Source organism: Enterococcus sp. OL5 (assembly GCF_006491895.1).
Lineage (GTDB): Bacteria > Bacillota > Bacilli > Lactobacillales > Enterococcaceae > Enterococcus_D > Enterococcus_D innesii.
Window position 1 is genome coordinate 1 of the sequence record NZ_VHIL01000028.1, and the last position, 19,883, is coordinate 19,883.

Below are 19,883 nucleotides of genomic sequence, written 5' to 3' on the forward strand. Positions count from 1 at the left end.
TAAAAGGAAGTGTTTTTTTGATATTGATAGTGTAAATTTCATCACAACGATTAAGGAGAGAGAAATAGAATCGAAATTCATCAATCAAAATCAATCGATTACGTTCATACAGCGATAAAGGAAGTAAAAAAAATAGAATTGCCTGAATATTTTATGGTTTTTAGATTCTACATTATAAATCTAAAGCAAATAAAAAAAATAAATCGCTCTAGCAATACGCTAATTTTCTTTAATGGCGAAAATTTAGAAATAGGTAAAAGAATTTCTTCTAAAATTATACAAAAATATAACAATTTAATGGGAGGACACGAAGAAAACTAGTCTAAAGGGACTGAACTACATAGTGATTGGTTCATTAGTGAATACCTAAGTTGTTTGGCCATTATCAGCTGTCTCAGATATATTGGAATCTGAAAAGATTAAAGAAACTTCCGAGGTTGTTCAAGAAGATATGACTGAAAAGAAAGTATTTGTCGTTAAAGAAAGCGAAACAACTGAACTAAGAAGTGAACCAAAGATTAATAAAGTGAATGAATGTAGTTGAAATGAGATTGAAGCGAATATTGTGGAAACAGAGGTCTTTGAGAGTCAGACAGTTTCATTAAATGAATAAATAGTTGAAACAGAGGAATATAAAGAATAAAAAACGAGAATTGCTGTTAAGACAGCACTATATATGTATGGCCAAATGGAAATCGGCAGACAAATTTGTTTTATCGACAGATAAAAACGGAAAATGAATAACTCTGAAAGATGTAGTAGTTACCGGGATAGCAGATACGACAAAAGCTAATCAATATGAAATTCATTATCAAAATAGAAGTAAATTGTAATAAAATACAAACCACTTAAATAAACAAGAATAAGTAAATACTGATACAAACTAGAAAACAGCAATGAGAGTAACAAAAGCAACTAGTAAAGAAAATTTAAATATGAGTTTTCCTAAGAAGGGATCTACATCGAATTTGCTATATCAAAGAGAAGGCGCTGTTCTTTTATCTGTTGTTAGTACATTATTCTTTAGAAACAAGAAAAAATAAATAGGAGAATTAGTTAGATATATAAATTATAAAAGTAATAGGGACAATTTCGGAAGCATGTATCGTCAAAATATTATTCATAAGTCCTAACCTTTCTTAATATATAAAGGCAATTTTGGGGAGAAAAATGAAAAATTGGCTAAAGGATTGATATAAAGTAATGTGTTGTTGCAAAACGGATGTTAAACAAAAGAGTCCAGAACGTTTACAAGTAAATCGTTTGTGTTTACGAATGAAGTAACGCTGCACCTGTGACTGATAAGTATCATGATTCTAGTGCTAACCAACTAGCAGGTCAGTCAATTTTTGAGTGGAGAGTCGAATTGCCACATAATAATGAATCAAAAGAGATCTCCGGCTAGTTTGTATTAAAAACACCAGACAATGCGTCAGGGACATATACTGAATAAGCACAAGAAGTAGAAATGAGGAAATTGTATTGAAAACAATAAAAGAACAAAAAAAACACACAGTTCCGTTGGTTCTGTTGATGGTAATCCTGTGCTTTGGTTTTTTTCATCAAACAGGTTATGCAGATGATGTGAATAATTTCTCGATTCAAACGTTTGACGAGGAGGGAAATGTGAATGCGCAAGGTTATTACCATTTCATTGGTCAACCGGGAGAAAAACGTGAAATTTCTATTAAAGTTTATAATGCGACTGATGAAACGATTACTGTAAAAGCTGCGGTGAATCCTGCTTCAACCAACGAAAATGGTATTCCTAGTTATTTGAAAGAAGAAAAATACGACTCTTCATTAACCCATCGAATGGATCAACTTGTCAAGATTGAAGAAGCGCAACGGACGATTCCAGCGTCAGGTTCTGTCACCTTGAAAGCAGTGGTTTCATTCCCAGAAGAGGACTGGACAGGAGATATTCTTGGAGGTATTCGATTTACGGAAGAAGTTAAAAATACAAGTGAACAAACCGTGGTTCATGAAGTTGCGTACACTGTGGGTGTTTTGTTAAACCAAAAAGACGGGGCAGCAGTTGAGAATGACTTACAGTTAAAAGGCATTACAGCGGGCCAACGAAATTACCGGAACTTTATTGAAGCCAATATTCAAAATAGTGCAGCCGCGATTGTTCGCAATATGAGTGTGGAATCTTCTGTGGTTGAAAAGAGAAGCAATGCAACAATTTATACGTACGATGCCTATGATCTGCGTATGGCACCCAATTCGAATTTTAATTTTGGTATACCAACGGGGGATCGACCGGTGAAAGCTGGTGATTATGTTCTTAAAATGAAAGTTACTGCAGATGGGAAGACATATCAATTTGAAGAAAACTTTACAATTGATGCGTCAGAAGCCCGCCAGTTAAATCAAAGTGCAGTAAATATTGATGAAGGGACTCCTTATCTTTTGTACTTGACTTTAGGAGGAGCCGGACTTCTTGTTCTCTTGACTCTTGGCAGATGGCTTGGAATGAATCGAAAAAAAGGTGAATTGCTTTAAAAAATGAAACATGCTGGTTTATAGTGTTCATCCAGCTGAACCCGGAAGGGGAAAAATACTAAATCAATTAGAAAGAAGGAAGAAAAGAAACAACACGTACGAAAAACAACAAAATTTGGAGGAATAACAATGAAGAAAACAACTATGACAGTAGCAGCGGCAATTTTAGCAGGAAGTATGGGATTAGGGACATTGACTAGTCAGGCAGCAGAGTATGAAGATGCGACAAACGCAAGGACAGAAGGAACTGTGACTATTTTAGAAAATGATTCATCTAATCCGGTGATTCCAGATCCAGAAAATCCAGGAGAAGAAATTTATCCTGAAGTACCAGTGAACCCTCATCCAGGCCAACTACGAATCAACTATGTTTCAAACTTTGATTTTGGAAAAATTAAAAATGTTTCCAGTGAGATCGTTCAAGAGGCGCGATTGGATCAGGTGTTTTCTGGTACAACAGAAGAAGGACGAGTACCATTTGTCGCAACGGAAGATCGTCGGGGAAGTGATCGACTAGGCTGGGAGTTACAAGTATCACAACCTAAACAATTGAGTGATGAAAGCGGGCATGAGCTGCAAGGCGCAACGATCACCTTGAGTGGTTTGCGTTATGCAAATCCAACAGCAGCTATGCCAGTTGTGAATCAAAATGAGATCGTGTTGGGAGAAACTGCACAAACTCTGGCAACAGCCAATGCTTCACAAGGGGCTGGTGCATGGACACTAGCTCTAGGTAATGCGAATAGCGAAGGCCATACTGATGGCGTTGTCTTACGTATTCCAGCCAATACTACGAAAAATGACACAGCCTACTCAACGGCACTTGTTTGGGAGTTAGTCGCGGATCCAACGAATACAACTGGAGAATAAGGGGGACTCCCCCTATTCTCCAGCATAGAAACTAAAGAGAAAGGGTTAGTCCAATGAAAAAAATTCTAATTGTTTTTGTATTGAGTCTAGTTTTGTCAACTCAATTTTTATCACCCGTAATCGTTATAGCTACGGCGATCGAAGAAACTACGAGTGAAGCAGTTGATGAAGAAGAGACCCAAGAATCTAAGAGTGATCAGGAACAGCAGGAAGAAGAGCCGGAGACAGAAACGCCTAAAGGGGCCGATCAAACAATTGTTGAAAATTCGACAGAGCCCTTAACTAAAGAGATTATTGAGCGGGATGCCGAAGATCAGGTCCAAAGAAACCAAAGAGTATCTAGCATTGAAGCTGGCATAATAGATGACTGGCACAGAGATGAACAGATTCCGATCGCTACAATTAGTATGGAACTTACTACCGCTTTTAACGGAGCGAATCCTGGTGCGTATAATAGTGCTCGTGTCTATGGAATCAGTAGTCAGTTTGCAGGTTTTAGAGTTCGTGCGGTTGATGCGCGTGGAAATGATATCAGTGCTGCTTTTTTTCCAAGCATTGCGTCTGATCATGTGGATTTTCGAACAAGAGCAGATAGTTCCCCGGGAAATGGATGGGTAACTCTTGAGATTTTCGGAATTGTCAGTACTATTGATAACATAGATCTTACCGCAGAGGGATATTTCAATTTTGGTGCACTTACTTTTGGAGGATTCATCGCAAATACACGTGGTGATATGGTTAGAAGAGACCCTGATGTAACATCGAGTATGCCTTTAATGGCCAAAGCAGGGATACTTAATGTAAGTCATATTGATGAATCTGGAAATCAATTAGCTGAATCTACTCAAACAATTGCAAGGCCAGGAGATGAATACACAACAGAGGCTTTACATTTAGACGGATTTCATGTTAAAAAAATCATAGGGGAAGCATCTGGAAACTATATTCCAGGAACTACCGAAGTGACTTATGTGTATGCGGATAACTTGTTAGAAGCTGTGGCAGTTCCACAAACAATTCCATTAGGTGGAGTATTTTCGCATGAACAATTGAGAGGTATGGTCAAAAATGTAACATTAAATAATGTAGAGGTACCTTACGATAACTATGAAGTAACGATAAAAAATCAACCAGATACAAATCTTGTGCAGTCTCAAGTAATACAAGCAACTGTTAAACATTTAGACACAGGATCAGAATTGCAAATAGATGTTCCTGTAGAAGTCGTATGGGGGAACGCAATATTCTCTAAAGAAGCCGCAACAGATGCCAGCACTGGAGCAATCACTCTCCACATTAGTGATAACGAGCCATCTCTTATCGCTGTAGAAGGATATGGGTCCACACTCAACAGTAATCAAGTAACTTCAAGACCTGTGTATTCTATTTATCATAAACATTACGACAATCTAATTCATCGACTATCAGTGGGGACTGTGAACCAGAGCCGACGAAATGTGGTAGGAAATTGGAATAACAATTTAAAAAATATAGAGAGTAGTTATGGTGATGTAATCGGTTTGAGTGTTAATCGGTTTGGAAACGCTAGTCAAAATTACAACGGAGCTAATACCTGGATTTCTAGAAACGAAAACATTGTCCGAGAAGCAGTAGGGTGGCAAGAAGCACTTTATATGATTACAGAAAGTGGGTATCAATTACTAAGAGTCAATCAACTATCGACTAATAATGTGGTTTTTGATGCGAATGACTCAACCGAGGAATTACAAAGAAGAATAGCTGAATTTTTTACATTTCACGATGATTTTACAGATTTAGAAGAAAAAGAAATCACATATGAACTAGTTACTACGGATGATTTAATTCCAGGAGAATCAGGACAAGCGATTATTAAAGTCACGCAAACTAGGGATAAAAAATATAGTTTTTCAATGAACTATGAAGTAGATTTCACAGTTAATCCTGGCCAACTAGAACTGACTAAAATAACAAATGGAAATTTTGATTTCGGAAATATTGAGCAATCCAGTCGCCAACAAGTTGTAGCAGCAAAAGGTGAACATGCACCAACCATCACAATTAATGATTATAGCAATACCACACAGTGGTCTATGTATGTTTCAGCTAGTCCGTTTGTGAATACAGAAAAACAAGCGTTGATTGGTGCAACGATGACATTAAAAGGTTTAAGTGTCCTAGAAACGGTTCATACTTGGTTTGTGGTTCCGTCAAAAGACATTGTATTAAGTCAAGCCCCGCAGTTGGTTGGGACAATGAGCAATCCTAATGGGGTGTATGAAGGAGAACAAGGGACAACAGTGATTCAAATTGGGGAATCAATGAATGGATCTTTGACAGGCGTACAATTGACGTTACCGTCGAATACACCAGTTGATAGGGGAACGTATCACTCAGTAGTAACTTGGGAACTAGTAGGAGATCCTACGTTAGGAGGAAACGAATGAAGAAAAAAATAATCGCACTCTGTTTTGGCGTAAGTTTTCTTTATACGAATTGTTTGAATCCTTTAACTAACGTAGAAGCATCAACTTATGAGAATCAAGCGGTTGTACAATTTTATCAAAAAGAAGAAACGGAAAGTTCAGAACAAAATGAAAAAGGTAGCCAGCCATCAAAAATAGATAATCAGAATACACTCCCACAAACAGGAAGTGCAATTTCTTTAATGAGCTTGTTGGGATGCAGTCTGATTCTATTAGTTTGGCTATTGAAAAAGAGGAAAGAAAAGTAAGGTTTTTCGGTGCTATATGCAATGATGTTTTACAGTATGAAAGAAATATATTACAGAAACATATAGTGCCGTATCCTTTTCTGAAGAAGCAGTTAAAAAGAATACATACGAAAATCTTGGTCATTAAAAAATAAAAAGTTTGAACTAGCTAATTTTATAGTTTAAAGTTAAAGGTGTTTACTGACTTCAAAGAACATATATGAATTATAAAAATAATTGAGTACGTAATACTTAGTATTCAAGAGTGCCGATTTGGAAAAGAAATAAATGATAAATAAAAAAAGTAAGAGGAGTTGATAGATACGTGTCTACGTTGAATGGAATTGATCAATATATTAAAGAATTTCAGTTTGAAGAAGAGAAATGGTTCCAGCATAAACTTATAAAAAAATATGTTGAAGACCAGAAAAAAATAATGAATCAAGCGGTGAGAGGATTACATGAGAGTAATTTTTGGGAAATCATTCCACAAATTTTAGGTATCGATTCAAAGCTGGTTTTACTAAGGGAGCTTCTGGTGTCAATTGATGACTTTGGGTTTACTGATGAACAAGTTTTGGAGATTGTTGAAAAAGATTATCTATCTTATAATAAAGAGCTTTGTGGCTATAAGTTAAATGATTTTACTAATCATTCACTTATTTTTAAAGTAAAGTAATTAGATTTACTTAAAACACTTTTTTTAGAGAGTGCTCAATAATTTTGTGCAATCCCTAAAATAATATTAACTCTAAGTGGTCAAAGAGAAGCTGATGTTATCAATTAGGTCGTTTGACTAGAACCAGCAGAAACCCTTGACAATTAGAAAAAAGAATGCTTATCGGGGTTACAGTCCGTATTTAAATAAAATTTTTAAGAATTCACAAGGACAACGAGTGTACGCAACATGAGTCTTGGCAGAGATGGTTCAATTAATGGAGTCCAAATATTTTTCTAAGCAGTGTACAAATGAGGCGTGCGAAACAGATAAAAAAACAAACCTGCACTGTCTCCACTTCCAAAACACAAGAAGAGGTTCCATTTTCGCAAATCATTACAACGATTGAGTTGATAGATGATCATTCATATAGCATATCGTCCTCTAAGTTGTTTATTTTGTCGTGATTTAATCATACTAGAGAACTATATGTTTTTTAATATCTAAAGTAAATATCCACCCGTTTCACGGGTGGATATTTACTCATTTTGAGTAGTTCAAGTACCTATTTTTGTCAATTTCATCATATTGATTGCCGTAATGAGTAAACCCGTCTGTTTTTTGACTTTCTCTAAGCCTCGAACCGTGTGTCCAGTGAAGCCCAAGCAAGTCTTCATAAATCCGAAGACTGTTTCCACGTCGACTTTTCTCCGGCCATATATTTTTTGAATGTCAGGCGTTGATAAACGTTCTTTTTGTTTTTCTTTATAATACTCCCAAGACGGATTTACAGTGATCTTTCTCAGATTCCTCTTTGGGGTTAAGGCTTCAGGAATGAACGCTTGATTCGCATCCGTTTTTTCTGCTTGGTATTCTTTAAAATCTTGGGTAAAGCCATCCGAATCTGTTCGTTGACGGTAGGCATGAAAATTGAATCGTACCCCTTTGGGGTCGATGTAAAAGTCCTCCTTGGGCTCGTAAACCCAATTCATTAATCTGTCTACCATTTCTTGCTTTGTTCTTTAAACATCGTTCCATAAGGAATAAGTGCAGTATGCTGAGAAAGTTTATCTTCTAAATAACGGTAATTGCTTTCTGAACCATAGCCTGAATCGGCGACCAAATAATGCGGTTAGAGTGTGGAATAGGACTCAGTATTTTAGCCTGGGGAGGGGATCTATCTGTAGGACTAGAAAATAAGTGCATATCTTATATTCCGTTCTATAAGGGAACTCGAAAAAGCGGATGTCATGATTAAGTAGATATGATGCAAAAGGCTATATGGTTTGAATCGGCAACACTACACTAGACAGAAAAATAGGGTGTGTAGAATGGAATGGCAAGATTTTTATGGACAAAAAGATAGGTTAGCTAAGTTGTGTTATATAACTCTATCGCATCTATCTTGAAATGAATAAAGTAACTTTGAATTTGACGTTTTTGCAGAATTCCTCATTCACCTAATTGTTGATAAGTATTAGACCAATCTCACACCTGATTTCTGAATTTCACTCTATATTTCTTAGCTAAATAAGATTTTTCTGCTTTTATTTCATTATAGCCTCGAACAAATTTAAGCTTGAATTCAAAACTATATTTTATTTTTTTACAATTAAATAGAATAAAGATTTTATCGTTTTCTTCTTTTTTTTCTTTAATAAAAGAACTGATTTTCAAAATAATTGTAGTTTAACTCAGATATATATTGCCTATCTATACTTAATAAGGTATTGTTGTAAAAAATCAGAAAATTCTGAAAATATATACTGTAAATTGAGGGGGAACGATATGTCCGCATTTTTTCAATGGCAATTGGTTTGGGAGTATTTTCCAAAGATTTTAAGTGCCTTGCCGGTCACGCTGATGATCGTAGGCGTAGCGACAATCGTAGGCTTGCTTTTAGGGATTTTGCTTGCATTTATTCGTGTCGAGAAAGTGCCATTTCTCAGTCAACTGGCGGCAGTCTTCGTTTCATTTATTCGAGGCACACCGATATTGGTCCAGCTTTATGTGGTGTATTATGGTGTACCCGCCTTATTACAAATGATACATATCGATGTTTCTTCATGGAACAAAATCATTTTCATCTATATCACCTACGGATTAAATACTGCTGCCTTTCAGTCTGAAACTTTCCGGGCTGCGATTCTAAGTGTACCGGTCACACAGAAGGAAGCGAGCATTGCTTGCGGATTGACGAAAACACAAATGTATCGACAAGTGATTTTACCGCAAGTTGTCCGTGTCGCATTACCTGCATTTGGTACAACTACGATTGCACTGCTGCAAGACACATCGCTGGCTTTTACCATTGGGGTCGTGGATGTTGTCGGCAAAGCGCGAGCGATAGGCGCAGTGACCTTCCATACACTTGAAGGCTATGTCGGTGCGGCAATCTTGTTTATTACCTTAAGCTTCCTCTTAGAACGTGTTTTCACCGGTCTGGAACGTCGGATGAGTTTTTCGAAAACAAAACAACAAACAGCAAAAGTACCACTGATATCATGGACCAAAAAACAGCAAAAAATCAAAACAACATAGGGAAATTTTGGGTAGAGGGAAAGGGAGGAATTCAAATGAAAAGAACGATTTTAGGTGCAAGTACATTGGTGACACTTTTGGTTTTAGGGGCTTGCGGAAGCAGTTCTGCCGACACTGCAAGCAGTGGTGCAAGTGATGCAACAGAAATCAAGGTGGGTACCGGGAATGAAGCATTGCCATATGCGTATTTAGACGAAAATGGTGAATATGATGGCTATGATGTCGCCGTCGTTAAAGCAATCGACGAAAAATTAACTGATTATACCTTTACCTTTGAAGGGGCGGATTTCCCAACGACTTTATCAAATTTAGAAAGCAATAAAGTCCAGATGGCTGCCTATGAATATGAAGTCAATGATGAACGGAAAGAAAAATTCGTCTATGGGGATGTTGGGTATGTGGTCTGGGATACGTATATCGTCTCTGATCCAGATGCCGGTACGGTCTATGATAGCTTCGATGATTTAGCAGGGAAAAAAGTCTATGTGACGACTGCTACCAACCAAGCAGCAATGGCTGAGGCTTATCTGGCAGAAAATCCCGATGCTTTTGAATTGGTTTATGGGGAATACAACAACGAGCAAATCGTACAAGCAGTCACTTCAGGTGCGGTCGATGCAACGTTAGCACCAGAATATCAAGTCGATAATTGGAACAATTCATTTAGTGAAAATCTAGAGATCGGCAGCGAACCAGTCCACAACTCAGATGCCTACTTATTGTTCAACAAAGAAACGGATCAAGACTTTATTGATGCGGTCAATACAGCGTTAGAGGAATTGAAAGCAGATGGAACGATCAAAGAATTATCAGAAAAATATCTAGATGGGGATTACGTCCCAGAATAGGGAGGAATGGCGATGAGTTTTCAATTGTCTATTATGATCGAAGCACTGAAAACAGCAAGTCATTATATTGGTACGACGCTTTTTATGGCGTTGACCGCACTAGTCATTGGCGCGGTGGTTGGGTTGATCATCGCCTTGATTCGTCTGTATAGGATCAAGATCCTCGCACCAGTGCTGCAAGTGATTGTCACGGTCTTAAAAGGGGTCCCAGTGGTTTTAGTGATTTTAACGTTATATCTTATTTCTGCTAAACAGTTTGATATTTGGGCGGAGTCGATGCATTGGACTTTGCGATTTAAAGATTTCAACATGGTTTGGATAGCGATCGCCGCCTTGAGTTTAATGTCTGCTATCAATAGCAGCGAGATTTTCAGGGGCGCATTTGCGGCAGTCAAAAAAGGGCAGTTCGATGCAGCCAAATCGATCGGCATGACGAACGTACAAGTGATCCGTCGTGTGCTGCTCCCGCAAGCCTGGCCGATTTCATTGCCCATGTTCAGCAATTTGCTGATCTCGTTGGTTAAAGCGTCGGCCTTAGCTTCCATGGTCAGTGTCGTCGATGTTTTTGCGGCAGCTAAGATCACGGCCCAGCAAAATTATCGTTTTTTAGAAGCGTATGTGGCTGTTGCGATCATTTATTGGCTGATTAGTTTGGTCATCGAAAAAGGGGCACAATTACTGGAAAATCGGATGTTGCGCAAACTAAGGAGGGCCGCATTATGATGAAAGTAACAGATATCCATAAGCGATTCGGCAAACAAGAAGTGTTAAAAGGGATTGATCTTGATGTCGCTAAAGGCGAAGTAGTCGTCTTATTGGGGCCTTCCGGTTCGGGAAAAACGACCTTCTTGCGTTGTCTCAATTTTTTGGAACGAGCAGATCAAGGTGTGATTCAATTGGGAGAAACCACCACCACATTGCACAAAGCAAGTAAAAAAGAAATATTGACCCATCAACGGCAAACAGCGATGGTTTTCCAAAATTATGCCTTGTTTCAAAATAAAACAGCCAAAGAAAATATCATGATGCCATTGATCGTGACCAAAAAACAAAGCAAAGAAGCTGCCCTGCGAACAGCAGAGGCTTTGTTAGATCAAGTCGGTTTGTCTGAACGACAAGATTTTTATCCTAGCCAACTGTCAGGTGGACAACAGCAGCGTATCGGGATCGCCCGTGCGCTGGGGTTGAATCCTAAGGTCATCTTGTTTGATGAACCTACCTCGGCATTGGATCCGGAACTAGTGGGACAGACATTGGCGCTGCTCAGAGAAATTGCGGAAACCGGTGCGACCATGGTATTGGTGACCCATGAAATGAAATTCGCGTATGAAGTAGCAGACAAAGTCGTTTTCATGGAGAATGGACATATTGTTGAACAAGGCACACCGCAACAAGTATTCGAGGAAACCAAAGAAGAACGAACCAAAGCCTTTTTAGCCCGCTTTACCACGCAGCTGGCTGGCTAACAACTATGCAGGGAGGAAATAGAATGGCCTATCAATTCGCACAACGTATCATGAAATTAGAAGCATCTCCATTAAGAGAGAATGCAAAAAAAAATATGGAGTCTGCAGCAGCTATTTCCTTTGCTTACGGATTTCCGCCGACAGAAGCATTTCCAATGACCACATTGAAAGAGATCTCGCAAAAATTATATAGCGAAGCGGATCCTGAATCTTTCTTACAGTATGGAGCATCAGAAGGGTATCCGCGCTTACGGACCTTGATCAAAGAACGTTTGCGTCAATTGTCAAATATCGATAACGAAGAGGAGGTGCTGGTGGTTTCGGGCTCGACCCAAGCCATGGATTTGGCGGTCAAAGTATTTTGTAATGAAGGCGATGTGGTGTTATGCGAGGAGCAAACATTTTCCGGTGCGGTGAATGTCATCAAAGGATATGGGGCGATCCCAGTGCCGGTACCGATGGATCTTGCAGCAGAATCAATGGATCTTGACGCTTTAGAAACAATCCTCAAAACAGACGCAAGAGTGAAAATGTTGTATCTGATCCCCACTTTCCAAAACCCTCTAGGCATATCAATGCCATTGGAAAAACGTAAAGCCATTTATGCATTGGCGTGTCAATATGATGTGCTGATTTTTGAAGACGATCCTTACGGTGAGTTGTTGTATGAAGGTACACCGATCCCTAAGATGAAAACATTAGATACCGAAGGACGAATCATTTATGCGGGATCTTTTTCAAAAATTTTGGCACCCAGCAGCCGGATTGGTTTTATGATGGCTGCTGGTCCTGCAATGGAAAAATTGATTTTGGCCAAGCAATCCGCCGATTCCCACACCAATTTTTATTGGCAAGTGGTATTGGCCGAATATATGGATCATCATGATTTCGAAGGTCATGTGGCCCAATTGACCTTGTTGTATCAAGAGAAATATGCCCGCATGCTGCAAGCATTACAGGCACTGCCAACGGATAAACTTACCTTTATCAAACCAACAGGCGGCTATTTTATCACCTGTTTCCTATCGACTGAGGTGGACGCAGAGCGGTTCTATGATTACCTGGATGAGGCGAAAGTTGCGGTCATTCCAGGCAATATCATGAGTGTTGCGGGAAAAGGCTATGAGCATTCATTTCGGCTGAATTTTACGAAGCCGACATTGGCACAGATCGATCAAGGGATCGCTTTATTAGGTGATGCGTTGGAATACGCTATGCCGCCAGCATATGAAGGGGCCATTTAGGAGGTGTTGCCAATGAAATTAATTTATTACGGGGCAAGTGAAGAGGAAATTGCTTATATCGAACGGTGGCAATTTATCCACAAAACACCAGTGACGATCGTAATGGAGGGCTTGTCTTGGGAGAATATCCATTTGGCAGCAGGGCACGACGGCATCTGTTTGTATCCTAGTCTGGCTATGCAGCAAGATGAGTCCCTGTACCAACGCTTGCATATTTTAGGGATGAAGCAGTTATCGATCAAATCAACGGGGGTCGACGGTGTTCGTTTTGACTGGGCGCAAAAGCATCAGTTGACGGTCACCAATGTCCCTTCTTATAGCCCAACATCGGTGGGCCATTACACTGTGATGTCGATCTTGATGGCTTTACGCAATATTCCAGCAATGATCAAAGGAAAACTTGATCGACGGTCTGTGATTGGTCGGGAGCTACAAGATGTAACAGTCGGTTTGTTAGGCACTGGTCGAATCGGTGCTGTAGTCGCAGAAGCGATTTATCATATGGGGGGACATGTGATTGCCACTAGTAGGAGTGAAAATCCTCGGTTGAAGGGGATTGTCGAATATGTGTCCTTTGAGACCTTGATTGCTGCATCGGACGTCTTGTCGATACATATCCCGCTGACAAAAGCATCAGAAGGACTATTTTCGGCATCTGTTTTTGAACAGATGAAGCCTGGCAGTTGTCTGGTCAATACGGCACGTGGCGGAATCGTTGATACGGATGCGTTGATTGCTGCACTCGCGCAAGGGAGTTTGTCTGGTGCTGTATTAGATGCTATCGCCAATGAAGAACGGTATTTTTCAGTTGGGTGGGATCAAAATCCTTATTATCAACAGCTGAATCAACTGCCAAATGTGCTTTTGACCCCGCATATTGCATATTATACCCAATTGGCTGTACAAGAAATTGCAGAAACAGCTTTGAACAATGCAACAGATATTTTGCTAGAAGGACAATCTGCCAATACGATCGCGCTTTGAGCGATAGAAAAGAAAGGGTGGGAGTATGCTGCAAGCAGAAATCAAAGGATTGAAGAAGTCTTTCGATAAACAAGTCATCTTAAAAAATGTTGGCTTACAAATTGAACGTGGGGAAGTTGTGTGCATCATTGGTCCTAGCGGCTCTGGAAAAACGACCTTTTTGCGTTGCTTGAATTTGTTGGAGCAGCCTGACGCGGGTAGTTATTCTATCGGTGACTTCCAGTATGATCTCGCACATATTGGCAAAACCCAACGATTGGAGATCGCCCGCAAAACAGCGATGGTCTTTCAATCCTATGAGCTGTTCAACCACATGAATGTGTTGCAAAATGTGGCGGAAGGACTACGCACACCACGGCGTTTTCCAAAAAAACTGGCAGAAAAAGCAGCGTTATCTGCCTTAGAAAAAGTGGGTTTGGCAGATAAAGCCATGATGTATCCTAGTCAACTGTCTGGCGGACAGCAACAACGTGTAGGTATCGCCAGAGCGATGGCTTTGACGCCAGAATTATTACTGTTTGATGAACCAACTTCAGCGCTCGATCCAGAACTTGTCGGTGATGTCCTAAATGTCATGAAGCAATTGGCTGATAGTGGGCAAACGATGATCATCGTGACGCATGAAATGCAATTTGCACAAGAAGTCGCGGATAAAGTGATATTCATGGCGGATGGTGTGGTGGTAGAATCGGGAACACCAGAAGAAATTTTTGAAGACCCGCAAGAAGAACGTACACAGCAATTTTTGACACAAGTACGTTTTCAATTAGCTGTATAGAAGCGAGGCACAATATGGAAAAGGTGAACAGCTCTAGTCGGCTTTGGTCGAAAGATTTTTACTTAGTGATGGTGGTCACAGCACTAGCAATGACAGCCATCACGACCCAAATGGGGACCTTGCCGTTATATGTTGCTTCTTTGGGTGGGTCTAAAGCAGTATCCGGCGCCATTGTAGGTGTCTTGGGGCTATCTGCTTTGTTTTGCCGTTTGCCAATCGGTGTGGCATTGGATCGATATGGACGCAAAGTTTTGCTTTGTATGGGCTTAGCCATCCTGTTGATTGATTTTAGTTTATTGAATCTGCTGCAGGGGCTATTGATGCTTTTTTGTCTGCGCATCTTGCAAGGGGTGGGCAATAGTTTGCAAGCGACAGCAGCGGCGACGATGGCAGTTGATACGATTCCTGAAGGCAAATTAGCAGTCGGATTGGGGTATTTCAGTATCGCCCAGGCTGTGCCGAGTGCCATCGGCCCGTTGATAGGACTTGCTGTTGTAGAAAATTATGGATTTCCTGCACTTTTTCGGATGGCTGTCTTGTTGAGTGGAACGGCTTTTTTGTTGAGTTTATTCTTGAAAGAACAGCCTTTTTCACGGGGGAATACGCACTCTGGCGAAGCGAAATCATCGTTACGAGAACTGCTTCGCATCAAAGCGGTTGTGTTTCCTAGCGGTATCCTTTTTTTGATATGCTTTGCCAATTCTGGCGTGGTGGCGTTTATTGCACAATATGCCCTTGAACGTGAAATTATCGGCGCAGGCTATTATTTTACGGTCATGTCGATCATGACGGTCACAACACGGGTCGTATTTCCACGTTTGGTCGCCAAAATCCAAACGGCTACATTGATTTATGGCAGTTTATTATTGATTTTGGTTTCTTTTTGTCTGTTGCCATTTACGACACAGCTCAGTGGCTTGATTCTGGCCGCGAGTTGTTATGGTGTCGGTTATGCCGGCTTATTGCCTGTGATGAATACGATTGTATTAGAATCGGTGTCTGAGGAGCAGCGAGGGCAAGGGACAGCGGTATTTTCAGCAGCCTTAGATGTAGCTTATGGAGGTGGGGCTTTTTTGTGGGGAATCATTGCCAGTCTTTTTGGCTTTGACATGATGTTTTTTGGGTGTGGTCTGTTTGCTTGTGGGGCGATGATTGCTTATCACTATTTCCAATTATCTCAGCGTTCATGTTAGAAAATTTAACATAGGGTGTAATCTGCAACTTGCGCTTCTGTTGTTTTCTCGATAAACTGAGAAAATAATGAGAACGGGGGATGATTATGGATAACTTAGATCGCAAGATACTGAACATCATGCAGCAAAATGCCCGAGTCACTGTCAAACAGATCGCAGAGCAATGCTTTATTTCGTCGCCATCTGTTTCTGTGCGGGTACAAAACCTTGAAACCCTTGGTTATATCCGTTCTTATCAGGCACTGATCGACTACCAAAAACTTGGTTATCTGATCAAAGCGTATGTCCATTGCGCAGTGAATGCCAAAGATAAAGAAGCCTTCTACGCCTATATCGCAGACATCCCAAATGTGATCGAGTGTGACTGTATCACTGGAGATTATTCTATGCTTTTGAAGGTTTATTTTAGTGATACGGTCGTCTTGGATCGGTTTATCACAGATTTGCAATTTTATGGAGATACCAAAACCCACATCGTATTTTCAACGAATGTCGGACCACGAGGGTTGCAAATGCCAGTCGATGACCAGTGATCCCTGTATATAAAAAAGCGTGCTTGTCTATGTGATATAAGCGCGCTTTTTGGTTTTTCAGAATTGATATCCCCGAGAGGGAACTGGCGTTGAGAAAACGATTTGGGTGTTGGTTCGACCGAATTTTTGCAAGTCATTGATAAAGCTGTCCAATGATTTGGTAGAAGGGAAAACGACTTTGATTAACATTGAATATGGGCCTGTGACACAATCACATTCCAACACATTGGGGATCGCCTGTATGAAAGGATAGAAACTTGCTTTTTGCTGTGGTTCGATCGACAGGTGGATAAATGCTTTGATAGGCAAGCCGGCTTGTTCATAGTCAATCGTCGCTTGATAATACAACAATTGCCCGGTTTCTTCTAAATGTTTTATTCGTTGGGAAACAGCAGGTGCAGTGATGAATAACGCTTCACTTAACTTTTTGATCGATAACCGACCATTTTGCTGCAAGAGATTCAACAACTTTTTATCTAGTTCATCCAAATACTTTCCTCTTTTCTGTTTTTGTACTGTTTCTCTTTGTTTTTCAAAGTGAAAGGAATCAATTTCAAGGATTAACAAAGAGATGACTGAAAAGGCTCGTGTCTTTTTCTCTTATGTGATATTTTATCACATATAATACAAAAAGGGGCGTTTAAATCATGATGAGGATCGAATCAGATACAATTGGCAGTCTACCTATATACGAGGGGGCCTATTATGGTATTCATAGTTATCGCGCAAAAGAAAATTTTGCTTTCACTGATCAAAAAGTTGATCTGACGATGATCAAACAAGTAGCACGTATCAAAGCCGCAGCTGCGCTAGCCAATCAACAATCTGGCACGCTATCCAAAGAAAAAGCACAAATCATTGTGACTGCCGCGGAAGAAATCATCATGGGCAAGTGGGATGAAGAATTTATTGTTGATACATTTCAGGGGGGAGCAGGAACATCCACCAACATGAATGTGAATGAAGTGATTGCCAATCGCGGGTTAGAACTGATGGGGCATAAGAAAGGGGAATATCAATATCTTCATCCTTTAGACGATGTCAATCAAAGCCAATCCACCAATGATGTCTATCCTAGTGCTGGGAAACTGGCATTGCTTGTATATATTGAACAATTGGATGAAGCACTAGTACAGTTGATTGACAGATGGCATATGAAAGCGAAAGAATTTCAGCACGTGGCAAAAATTGGCCGAACCCAACTGCAAGAGGCGGTGCCAATGACAGTAGGGGAAAGTTTCGCTGCATATGCCCACAGTTTGACGCGTTGCCGTGAACGGCTGCACCAATTATCGACAGAACTATTGACCTTAAATATGGGAGGGACAGCCATTGGGACAGGTCTTAATGCGTCCTATCTCTATCAAGAATACCTCTATCAAGAATTGAACCGACGTTTTCCAAGACTTTTACGGCCAGCGAATGACCTTATTGATAGTACACAGCATACCGACAGTTTCGCCTCGATTTCAGGTGGATTAAAAACGATTGCCATCACATTGAACAAAAGCGCCAATGATCTGCGACTCTTAGCCAGCGGTCCGCGAACTGGTTTTCATGAACTCAACTTGCCCGCAAGACAAGCAGGCTCATCGATCATGCCGGGCAAAGTCAATCCAGTCATTCCAGAAGTTATTAGTCAAATTGCCTTTCAAGTGATTGGAAATGACGGTGCCATCACCTTTGCGGCAGCTTCTGGAGAATTGGAATTGAATGCTTTTGAGCCCGTGATGTTCCATAATTTATTTCAATCATGTCAACTGTTGACCAAAGCGTGTCAAATTTTTGCTGATAAATGTGTGGCGGGGATTACCGTTAATGAAACAGCGTGTGCGGAAGCCGTGGCTAGCAGTACGGGGAGCGTCACAGCCCTTGCACCACAAATCGGGTACGAAAAAGCTAGCGCGATTGTCAAAGAAGCTTTAGCAAAAAATTGTTCCATCGAAGAACTTTTTACGAAAGAAACTATTTTACCAACAGAGACTTATCAGTAAATAGAAACGGAAATATCTTTTAAGAATTAAAAAAAGAAAAATATCCAAAGCAAGGTAAACCCTTCAATTCTTCTTTATCATCGTGGCAATCAAATAAAAATAAGAATCATATGATAAACAAAAAAATGATTATCGTATGCGAAATGAGAATAGTTAAAATTGATTGATCGCCGCCTGAACTAAATTCAAACGGGCAAGAAAAAACATTTGAGAAATCATTCAAGTATCGTCGATCGGTCACAAATCAAGTCAAACAACTGGAAGCTGGGATTGCACGCTCTTCTTACTATAAATGGTTAAAGTGGCAACCTTCCCAAAAGGAACTTGAAAACAGAAAACTAGCCAAAAAGATAAAAAAGAAATATGACAGTAAAAAAGGCGCGATCGGTTATCGACAAATTCGAATGCAGCTCAATATAAAACTTAAGAAGCACTATTCTCGGAAGCGTTATTACCGGTTAATGAAAGTACTGGGAATCAAAGCAGTGATCAAGAAAAAGCGTCCGACCTATATAAAAGCAACGAAAGCACACATTGCTGAAAATGTATTAAACCGGAAATTTACCGCTGAGAAGCCCAATCAAAAATGGTGTACGGATATTACTGAATTGGAATACGGTAATGGTCGAAAGGCTTATTTGAGTGCCATCATCGATCTTTATGATCATTCGATTATTTCTTGGGAGCTCGGTCATTCCAATAATAATTCACTTGTCATGGATACTGTTAAAAAAGCTATGTATAAGAACCCTAGCGCAAGACCGCTTCTTCATAGTGATCGCGGGTTTCAATACACTTCTTATGACTATAAGTCACTTGAAGCAAAATATAAGTTCATCAAAAGCATGTCCAGAGTCGGTCGCTGCCTGGATAATCAACCGATCGAACATTTTTGGGGCACATTTTAAAGAAGAGAAGTTCTATCAAGAGTGCTATCAGAACTTTGAGGAGTTAAAGAAATCTGTGCTTAGTTATATGTGCTATTACAATAACTATCGCTATTCGGAAGTGTTGAACGAACTAGCATCAAACGAGTTTTTGAAGCTAGCGGTATAAAAAACAGGAATCAAGCAACTCGACTCCTGAATAGTTTTATGGAGTTGTCAAGAAAAACTAGACACTTAGTTAAGAGAATAAGCGGATTTTTTTTCAAAGTCTCTAGGAGATTGGTAGCCAAGGGCAGAGTGTATGCGTTTTGTGTTATAGTAAGTTTCAATATATTTAAATATTTCCATTTGAGCCTGATCGATATCGCTGAATTGAGCATCATTGATCAGCTCTATTTTTAACGTTTTATAAAAAGATTCCATTAAGGCATTGTCATAGGGGTTTGCTTTTCGACTCATACTAGCGCGTGCTTCTTTTTTCTTAACACCGATTGGAATTTCGTACCTGTGTATTGTGAGCCTTGGTCCGTGTGAATAATCAATCCTGGTCCAGGCTGCTCTTTTCCAAATGCTTGAAGAAAAGAATCTACAACTAATTGATCTTTCATTCTAGGTGACATAGACCATCCAACAATCTTTCTCGTACAGACATCAATAAATACAGATAAATAAAGTGTTCCTTCTTTC

The 19,883-nt window shown here is 39.9% G+C and carries 19 protein-coding genes and 2 pseudogenes; 18 read left to right on the forward strand and 3 right to left on the reverse strand.

Going from position 1 to position 19,883, the window contains the following annotated elements; translation table 11 throughout:
- Positions 1–69: 69 nt before the first annotated feature.
- From FJU10_RS19900 to FJU10_RS18300, 6 genes are all read left to right on the forward strand, one after another.
- Positions 70–321: a LytTR family transcriptional regulator DNA-binding domain-containing protein gene (locus FJU10_RS19900; RefSeq protein ID WP_411268850.1), complete on the forward strand. Its 252-nt coding sequence runs from the start codon at positions 70–72 to the stop codon at positions 319–321.
- 1,161 nt (positions 322–1,482) lie between these two features.
- On the forward strand, positions 1,483–2,508 hold the full coding sequence (locus FJU10_RS18280) for a DUF916 and DUF3324 domain-containing protein (RefSeq protein ID WP_140966646.1): 1,026 nt from the start codon (positions 1,483–1,485) through the stop codon (positions 2,506–2,508).
- A gap of 129 nt (positions 2,509–2,637) precedes the next feature.
- Entirely contained in the window at positions 2,638–3,378 is a 741-nt protein-coding gene (locus tag FJU10_RS18285; RefSeq protein ID WP_140966647.1) for a WxL domain-containing protein, read from the forward strand.
- 53 nt (positions 3,379–3,431) lie between these two features.
- Positions 3,432–5,804 (forward strand): WxL domain-containing protein, encoded by a 2,373-nt coding sequence (locus FJU10_RS18290; protein WP_140966648.1) that lies wholly within the window; start codon positions 3,432–3,434, stop codon positions 5,802–5,804.
- A complete protein-coding gene (locus FJU10_RS18295) occupies positions 5,801–6,091 on the forward strand; it encodes an LPXTG cell wall anchor domain-containing protein (RefSeq protein ID WP_140966649.1) in 291 nt (96 codons plus the stop codon). Before FJU10_RS18290 ends, FJU10_RS18295 begins: the two co-directional genes overlap by 4 nt.
- A 304-nt stretch (positions 6,092–6,395) precedes the next feature.
- Complete coding sequence (locus tag FJU10_RS18300) at positions 6,396–6,749, forward strand: DUF7006 family protein (RefSeq protein ID WP_140966650.1); 354 nt, start codon at positions 6,396–6,398, stop codon at positions 6,747–6,749.
- 536 nt (positions 6,750–7,285) lie between these two features.
- On the opposite strand, the pseudogene FJU10_RS18305 reads toward FJU10_RS18300, so the two are convergent.
- Positions 7,286–7,857: pseudogene (locus FJU10_RS18305) on the reverse strand (transposase); the annotation flags it as partial.
- Positions 7,858–8,516: 659 nt separating this feature from the next.
- On the opposite strand from FJU10_RS18305, the gene FJU10_RS18310 reads away from it, so the two are divergent.
- From FJU10_RS18310 to FJU10_RS18350, 9 genes are all read left to right on the forward strand, one after another.
- Positions 8,517–9,269, forward strand: a complete 753-nt coding sequence (locus FJU10_RS18310) for an amino acid ABC transporter permease (RefSeq protein ID WP_054114520.1) — start codon at positions 8,517–8,519, stop codon at positions 9,267–9,269.
- Between the two features lie 35 nt (positions 9,270–9,304).
- Entirely contained in the window at positions 9,305–10,117 is an 813-nt protein-coding gene (locus FJU10_RS18315; RefSeq protein ID WP_054114519.1) for a transporter substrate-binding domain-containing protein, read from the forward strand.
- Positions 10,118–10,129: 12 nt separating this feature from the next.
- Positions 10,130–10,840, forward strand: coding sequence for an amino acid ABC transporter permease (locus FJU10_RS18320; RefSeq protein ID WP_140966651.1), 711 nt, complete (start codon positions 10,130–10,132; stop codon positions 10,838–10,840).
- Complete coding sequence (locus FJU10_RS18325; protein WP_140966652.1) at positions 10,837–11,583, forward strand: amino acid ABC transporter ATP-binding protein; 747 nt, start codon at positions 10,837–10,839, stop codon at positions 11,581–11,583. Before FJU10_RS18320 ends, FJU10_RS18325 begins: the two co-directional genes overlap by 4 nt.
- A 23-nt stretch (positions 11,584–11,606) precedes the next feature.
- On the forward strand, positions 11,607–12,827 hold the full coding sequence (locus tag FJU10_RS18330; protein ID WP_140966653.1) for a PLP-dependent aminotransferase family protein: 1,221 nt from the start codon (positions 11,607–11,609) through the stop codon (positions 12,825–12,827).
- Positions 12,828–12,839: 12 nt separating this feature from the next.
- Complete coding sequence (locus tag FJU10_RS18335) at positions 12,840–13,811, forward strand: NAD(P)-dependent oxidoreductase (protein ID WP_140966654.1); 972 nt, start codon at positions 12,840–12,842, stop codon at positions 13,809–13,811.
- Between the two features lie 25 nt (positions 13,812–13,836).
- A complete protein-coding gene (locus FJU10_RS18340; RefSeq protein ID WP_140966655.1) occupies positions 13,837–14,589 on the forward strand; it encodes an amino acid ABC transporter ATP-binding protein in 753 nt (250 codons plus the stop codon).
- 14 nt (positions 14,590–14,603) lie between these two features.
- A complete protein-coding gene (locus FJU10_RS18345; protein WP_140966656.1) occupies positions 14,604–15,782 on the forward strand; it encodes an MFS transporter in 1,179 nt (392 codons plus the stop codon).
- 86 nt (positions 15,783–15,868) lie between these two features.
- Positions 15,869–16,315, forward strand: a complete 447-nt coding sequence (locus tag FJU10_RS18350) for an Lrp/AsnC family transcriptional regulator (protein WP_087626998.1) — start codon at positions 15,869–15,871, stop codon at positions 16,313–16,315.
- A 57-nt stretch (positions 16,316–16,372) separates the two neighbouring features.
- On the opposite strand, the gene FJU10_RS18355 is transcribed toward FJU10_RS18350, so the two are convergent.
- Complete coding sequence (locus tag FJU10_RS18355; RefSeq protein ID WP_054114513.1) at positions 16,373–16,804, reverse strand: Lrp/AsnC family transcriptional regulator; 432 nt, start codon at positions 16,802–16,804, stop codon at positions 16,373–16,375.
- A gap of 158 nt (positions 16,805–16,962) precedes the next feature.
- Here FJU10_RS18355 and FJU10_RS18360 point away from each other — a divergent pair, with 158 nt between their 5' ends.
- From FJU10_RS18360 to FJU10_RS19905, 3 genes are all read left to right on the forward strand, one after another.
- The gene (locus FJU10_RS18360) at positions 16,963–18,309 is read left to right on the forward strand and encodes an aspartate ammonia-lyase (protein ID WP_140966657.1); all 1,347 of its coding nucleotides are present in this window, start codon (positions 16,963–16,965) and stop codon (positions 18,307–18,309) included.
- Between the two features lie 269 nt (positions 18,310–18,578).
- Positions 18,579–19,217, forward strand: a complete 639-nt coding sequence (locus FJU10_RS18365) for an IS3 family transposase (protein ID WP_223273143.1) — start codon at positions 18,579–18,581, stop codon at positions 19,215–19,217.
- Positions 19,111–19,365 (forward strand): IS3 family transposase, encoded by a 255-nt coding sequence (locus tag FJU10_RS19905; RefSeq protein ID WP_140966658.1) that lies wholly within the window; start codon positions 19,111–19,113, stop codon positions 19,363–19,365. The genes FJU10_RS18365 and FJU10_RS19905 overlap by 107 nt, the downstream gene beginning before the upstream one ends.
- A 65-nt stretch (positions 19,366–19,430) precedes the next feature.
- On the opposite strand, the pseudogene FJU10_RS18375 reads toward FJU10_RS19905, so the two are convergent.
- Positions 19,431–19,883 (reverse strand): annotated as a pseudogene (locus tag FJU10_RS18375) (IS3 family transposase); the annotation flags it as partial.

What these genes read in the sequence shown, in the direction of transcription:
- FJU10_RS18335 (WP_140966654.1), top strand. Translation starts at nt 12,840, where the DNA reads ATGAAATTAATTTATTACGGGGCAAGTGAAGAGGAAATTGCTTATATC.
- FJU10_RS18345 (WP_140966656.1), top strand. Translation starts at nt 14,604, where the DNA reads ATGGAAAAGGTGAACAGCTCTAGTCGGCTTTGGTCGAAAGATTTTTAC.
- FJU10_RS18325 (WP_140966652.1), top strand. Translation starts at nt 10,837, where the DNA reads ATGATGAAAGTAACAGATATCCATAAGCGATTCGGCAAACAAGAAGTG.
- FJU10_RS18295 (WP_140966649.1), top strand. Translation starts at nt 5,801, where the DNA reads ATGAAGAAAAAAATAATCGCACTCTGTTTTGGCGTAAGTTTTCTTTAT.
- FJU10_RS18360 (WP_140966657.1), top strand. Translation starts at nt 16,963, where the DNA reads ATGATGAGGATCGAATCAGATACAATTGGCAGTCTACCTATATACGAG.
- FJU10_RS18290 (WP_140966648.1), top strand. Translation starts at nt 3,432, where the DNA reads ATGAAAAAAATTCTAATTGTTTTTGTATTGAGTCTAGTTTTGTCAACT.
- FJU10_RS18310 (WP_054114520.1), top strand. Translation starts at nt 8,517, where the DNA reads ATGTCCGCATTTTTTCAATGGCAATTGGTTTGGGAGTATTTTCCAAAG.
- FJU10_RS18315 (WP_054114519.1), top strand. Translation starts at nt 9,305, where the DNA reads ATGAAAAGAACGATTTTAGGTGCAAGTACATTGGTGACACTTTTGGTT.
- FJU10_RS18340 (WP_140966655.1), top strand. Translation starts at nt 13,837, where the DNA reads ATGCTGCAAGCAGAAATCAAAGGATTGAAGAAGTCTTTCGATAAACAA.
- FJU10_RS19905 (WP_140966658.1), top strand. Translation starts at nt 19,111, where the DNA reads ATGACTATAAGTCACTTGAAGCAAAATATAAGTTCATCAAAAGCATGT.
- FJU10_RS18285 (WP_140966647.1), top strand. Translation starts at nt 2,638, where the DNA reads ATGAAGAAAACAACTATGACAGTAGCAGCGGCAATTTTAGCAGGAAGT.
- FJU10_RS18320 (WP_140966651.1), top strand. Translation starts at nt 10,130, where the DNA reads ATGAGTTTTCAATTGTCTATTATGATCGAAGCACTGAAAACAGCAAGT.
- FJU10_RS18350 (WP_087626998.1), top strand. Translation starts at nt 15,869, where the DNA reads ATGGATAACTTAGATCGCAAGATACTGAACATCATGCAGCAAAATGCC.
- FJU10_RS18330 (WP_140966653.1), top strand. Translation starts at nt 11,607, where the DNA reads ATGGCCTATCAATTCGCACAACGTATCATGAAATTAGAAGCATCTCCA.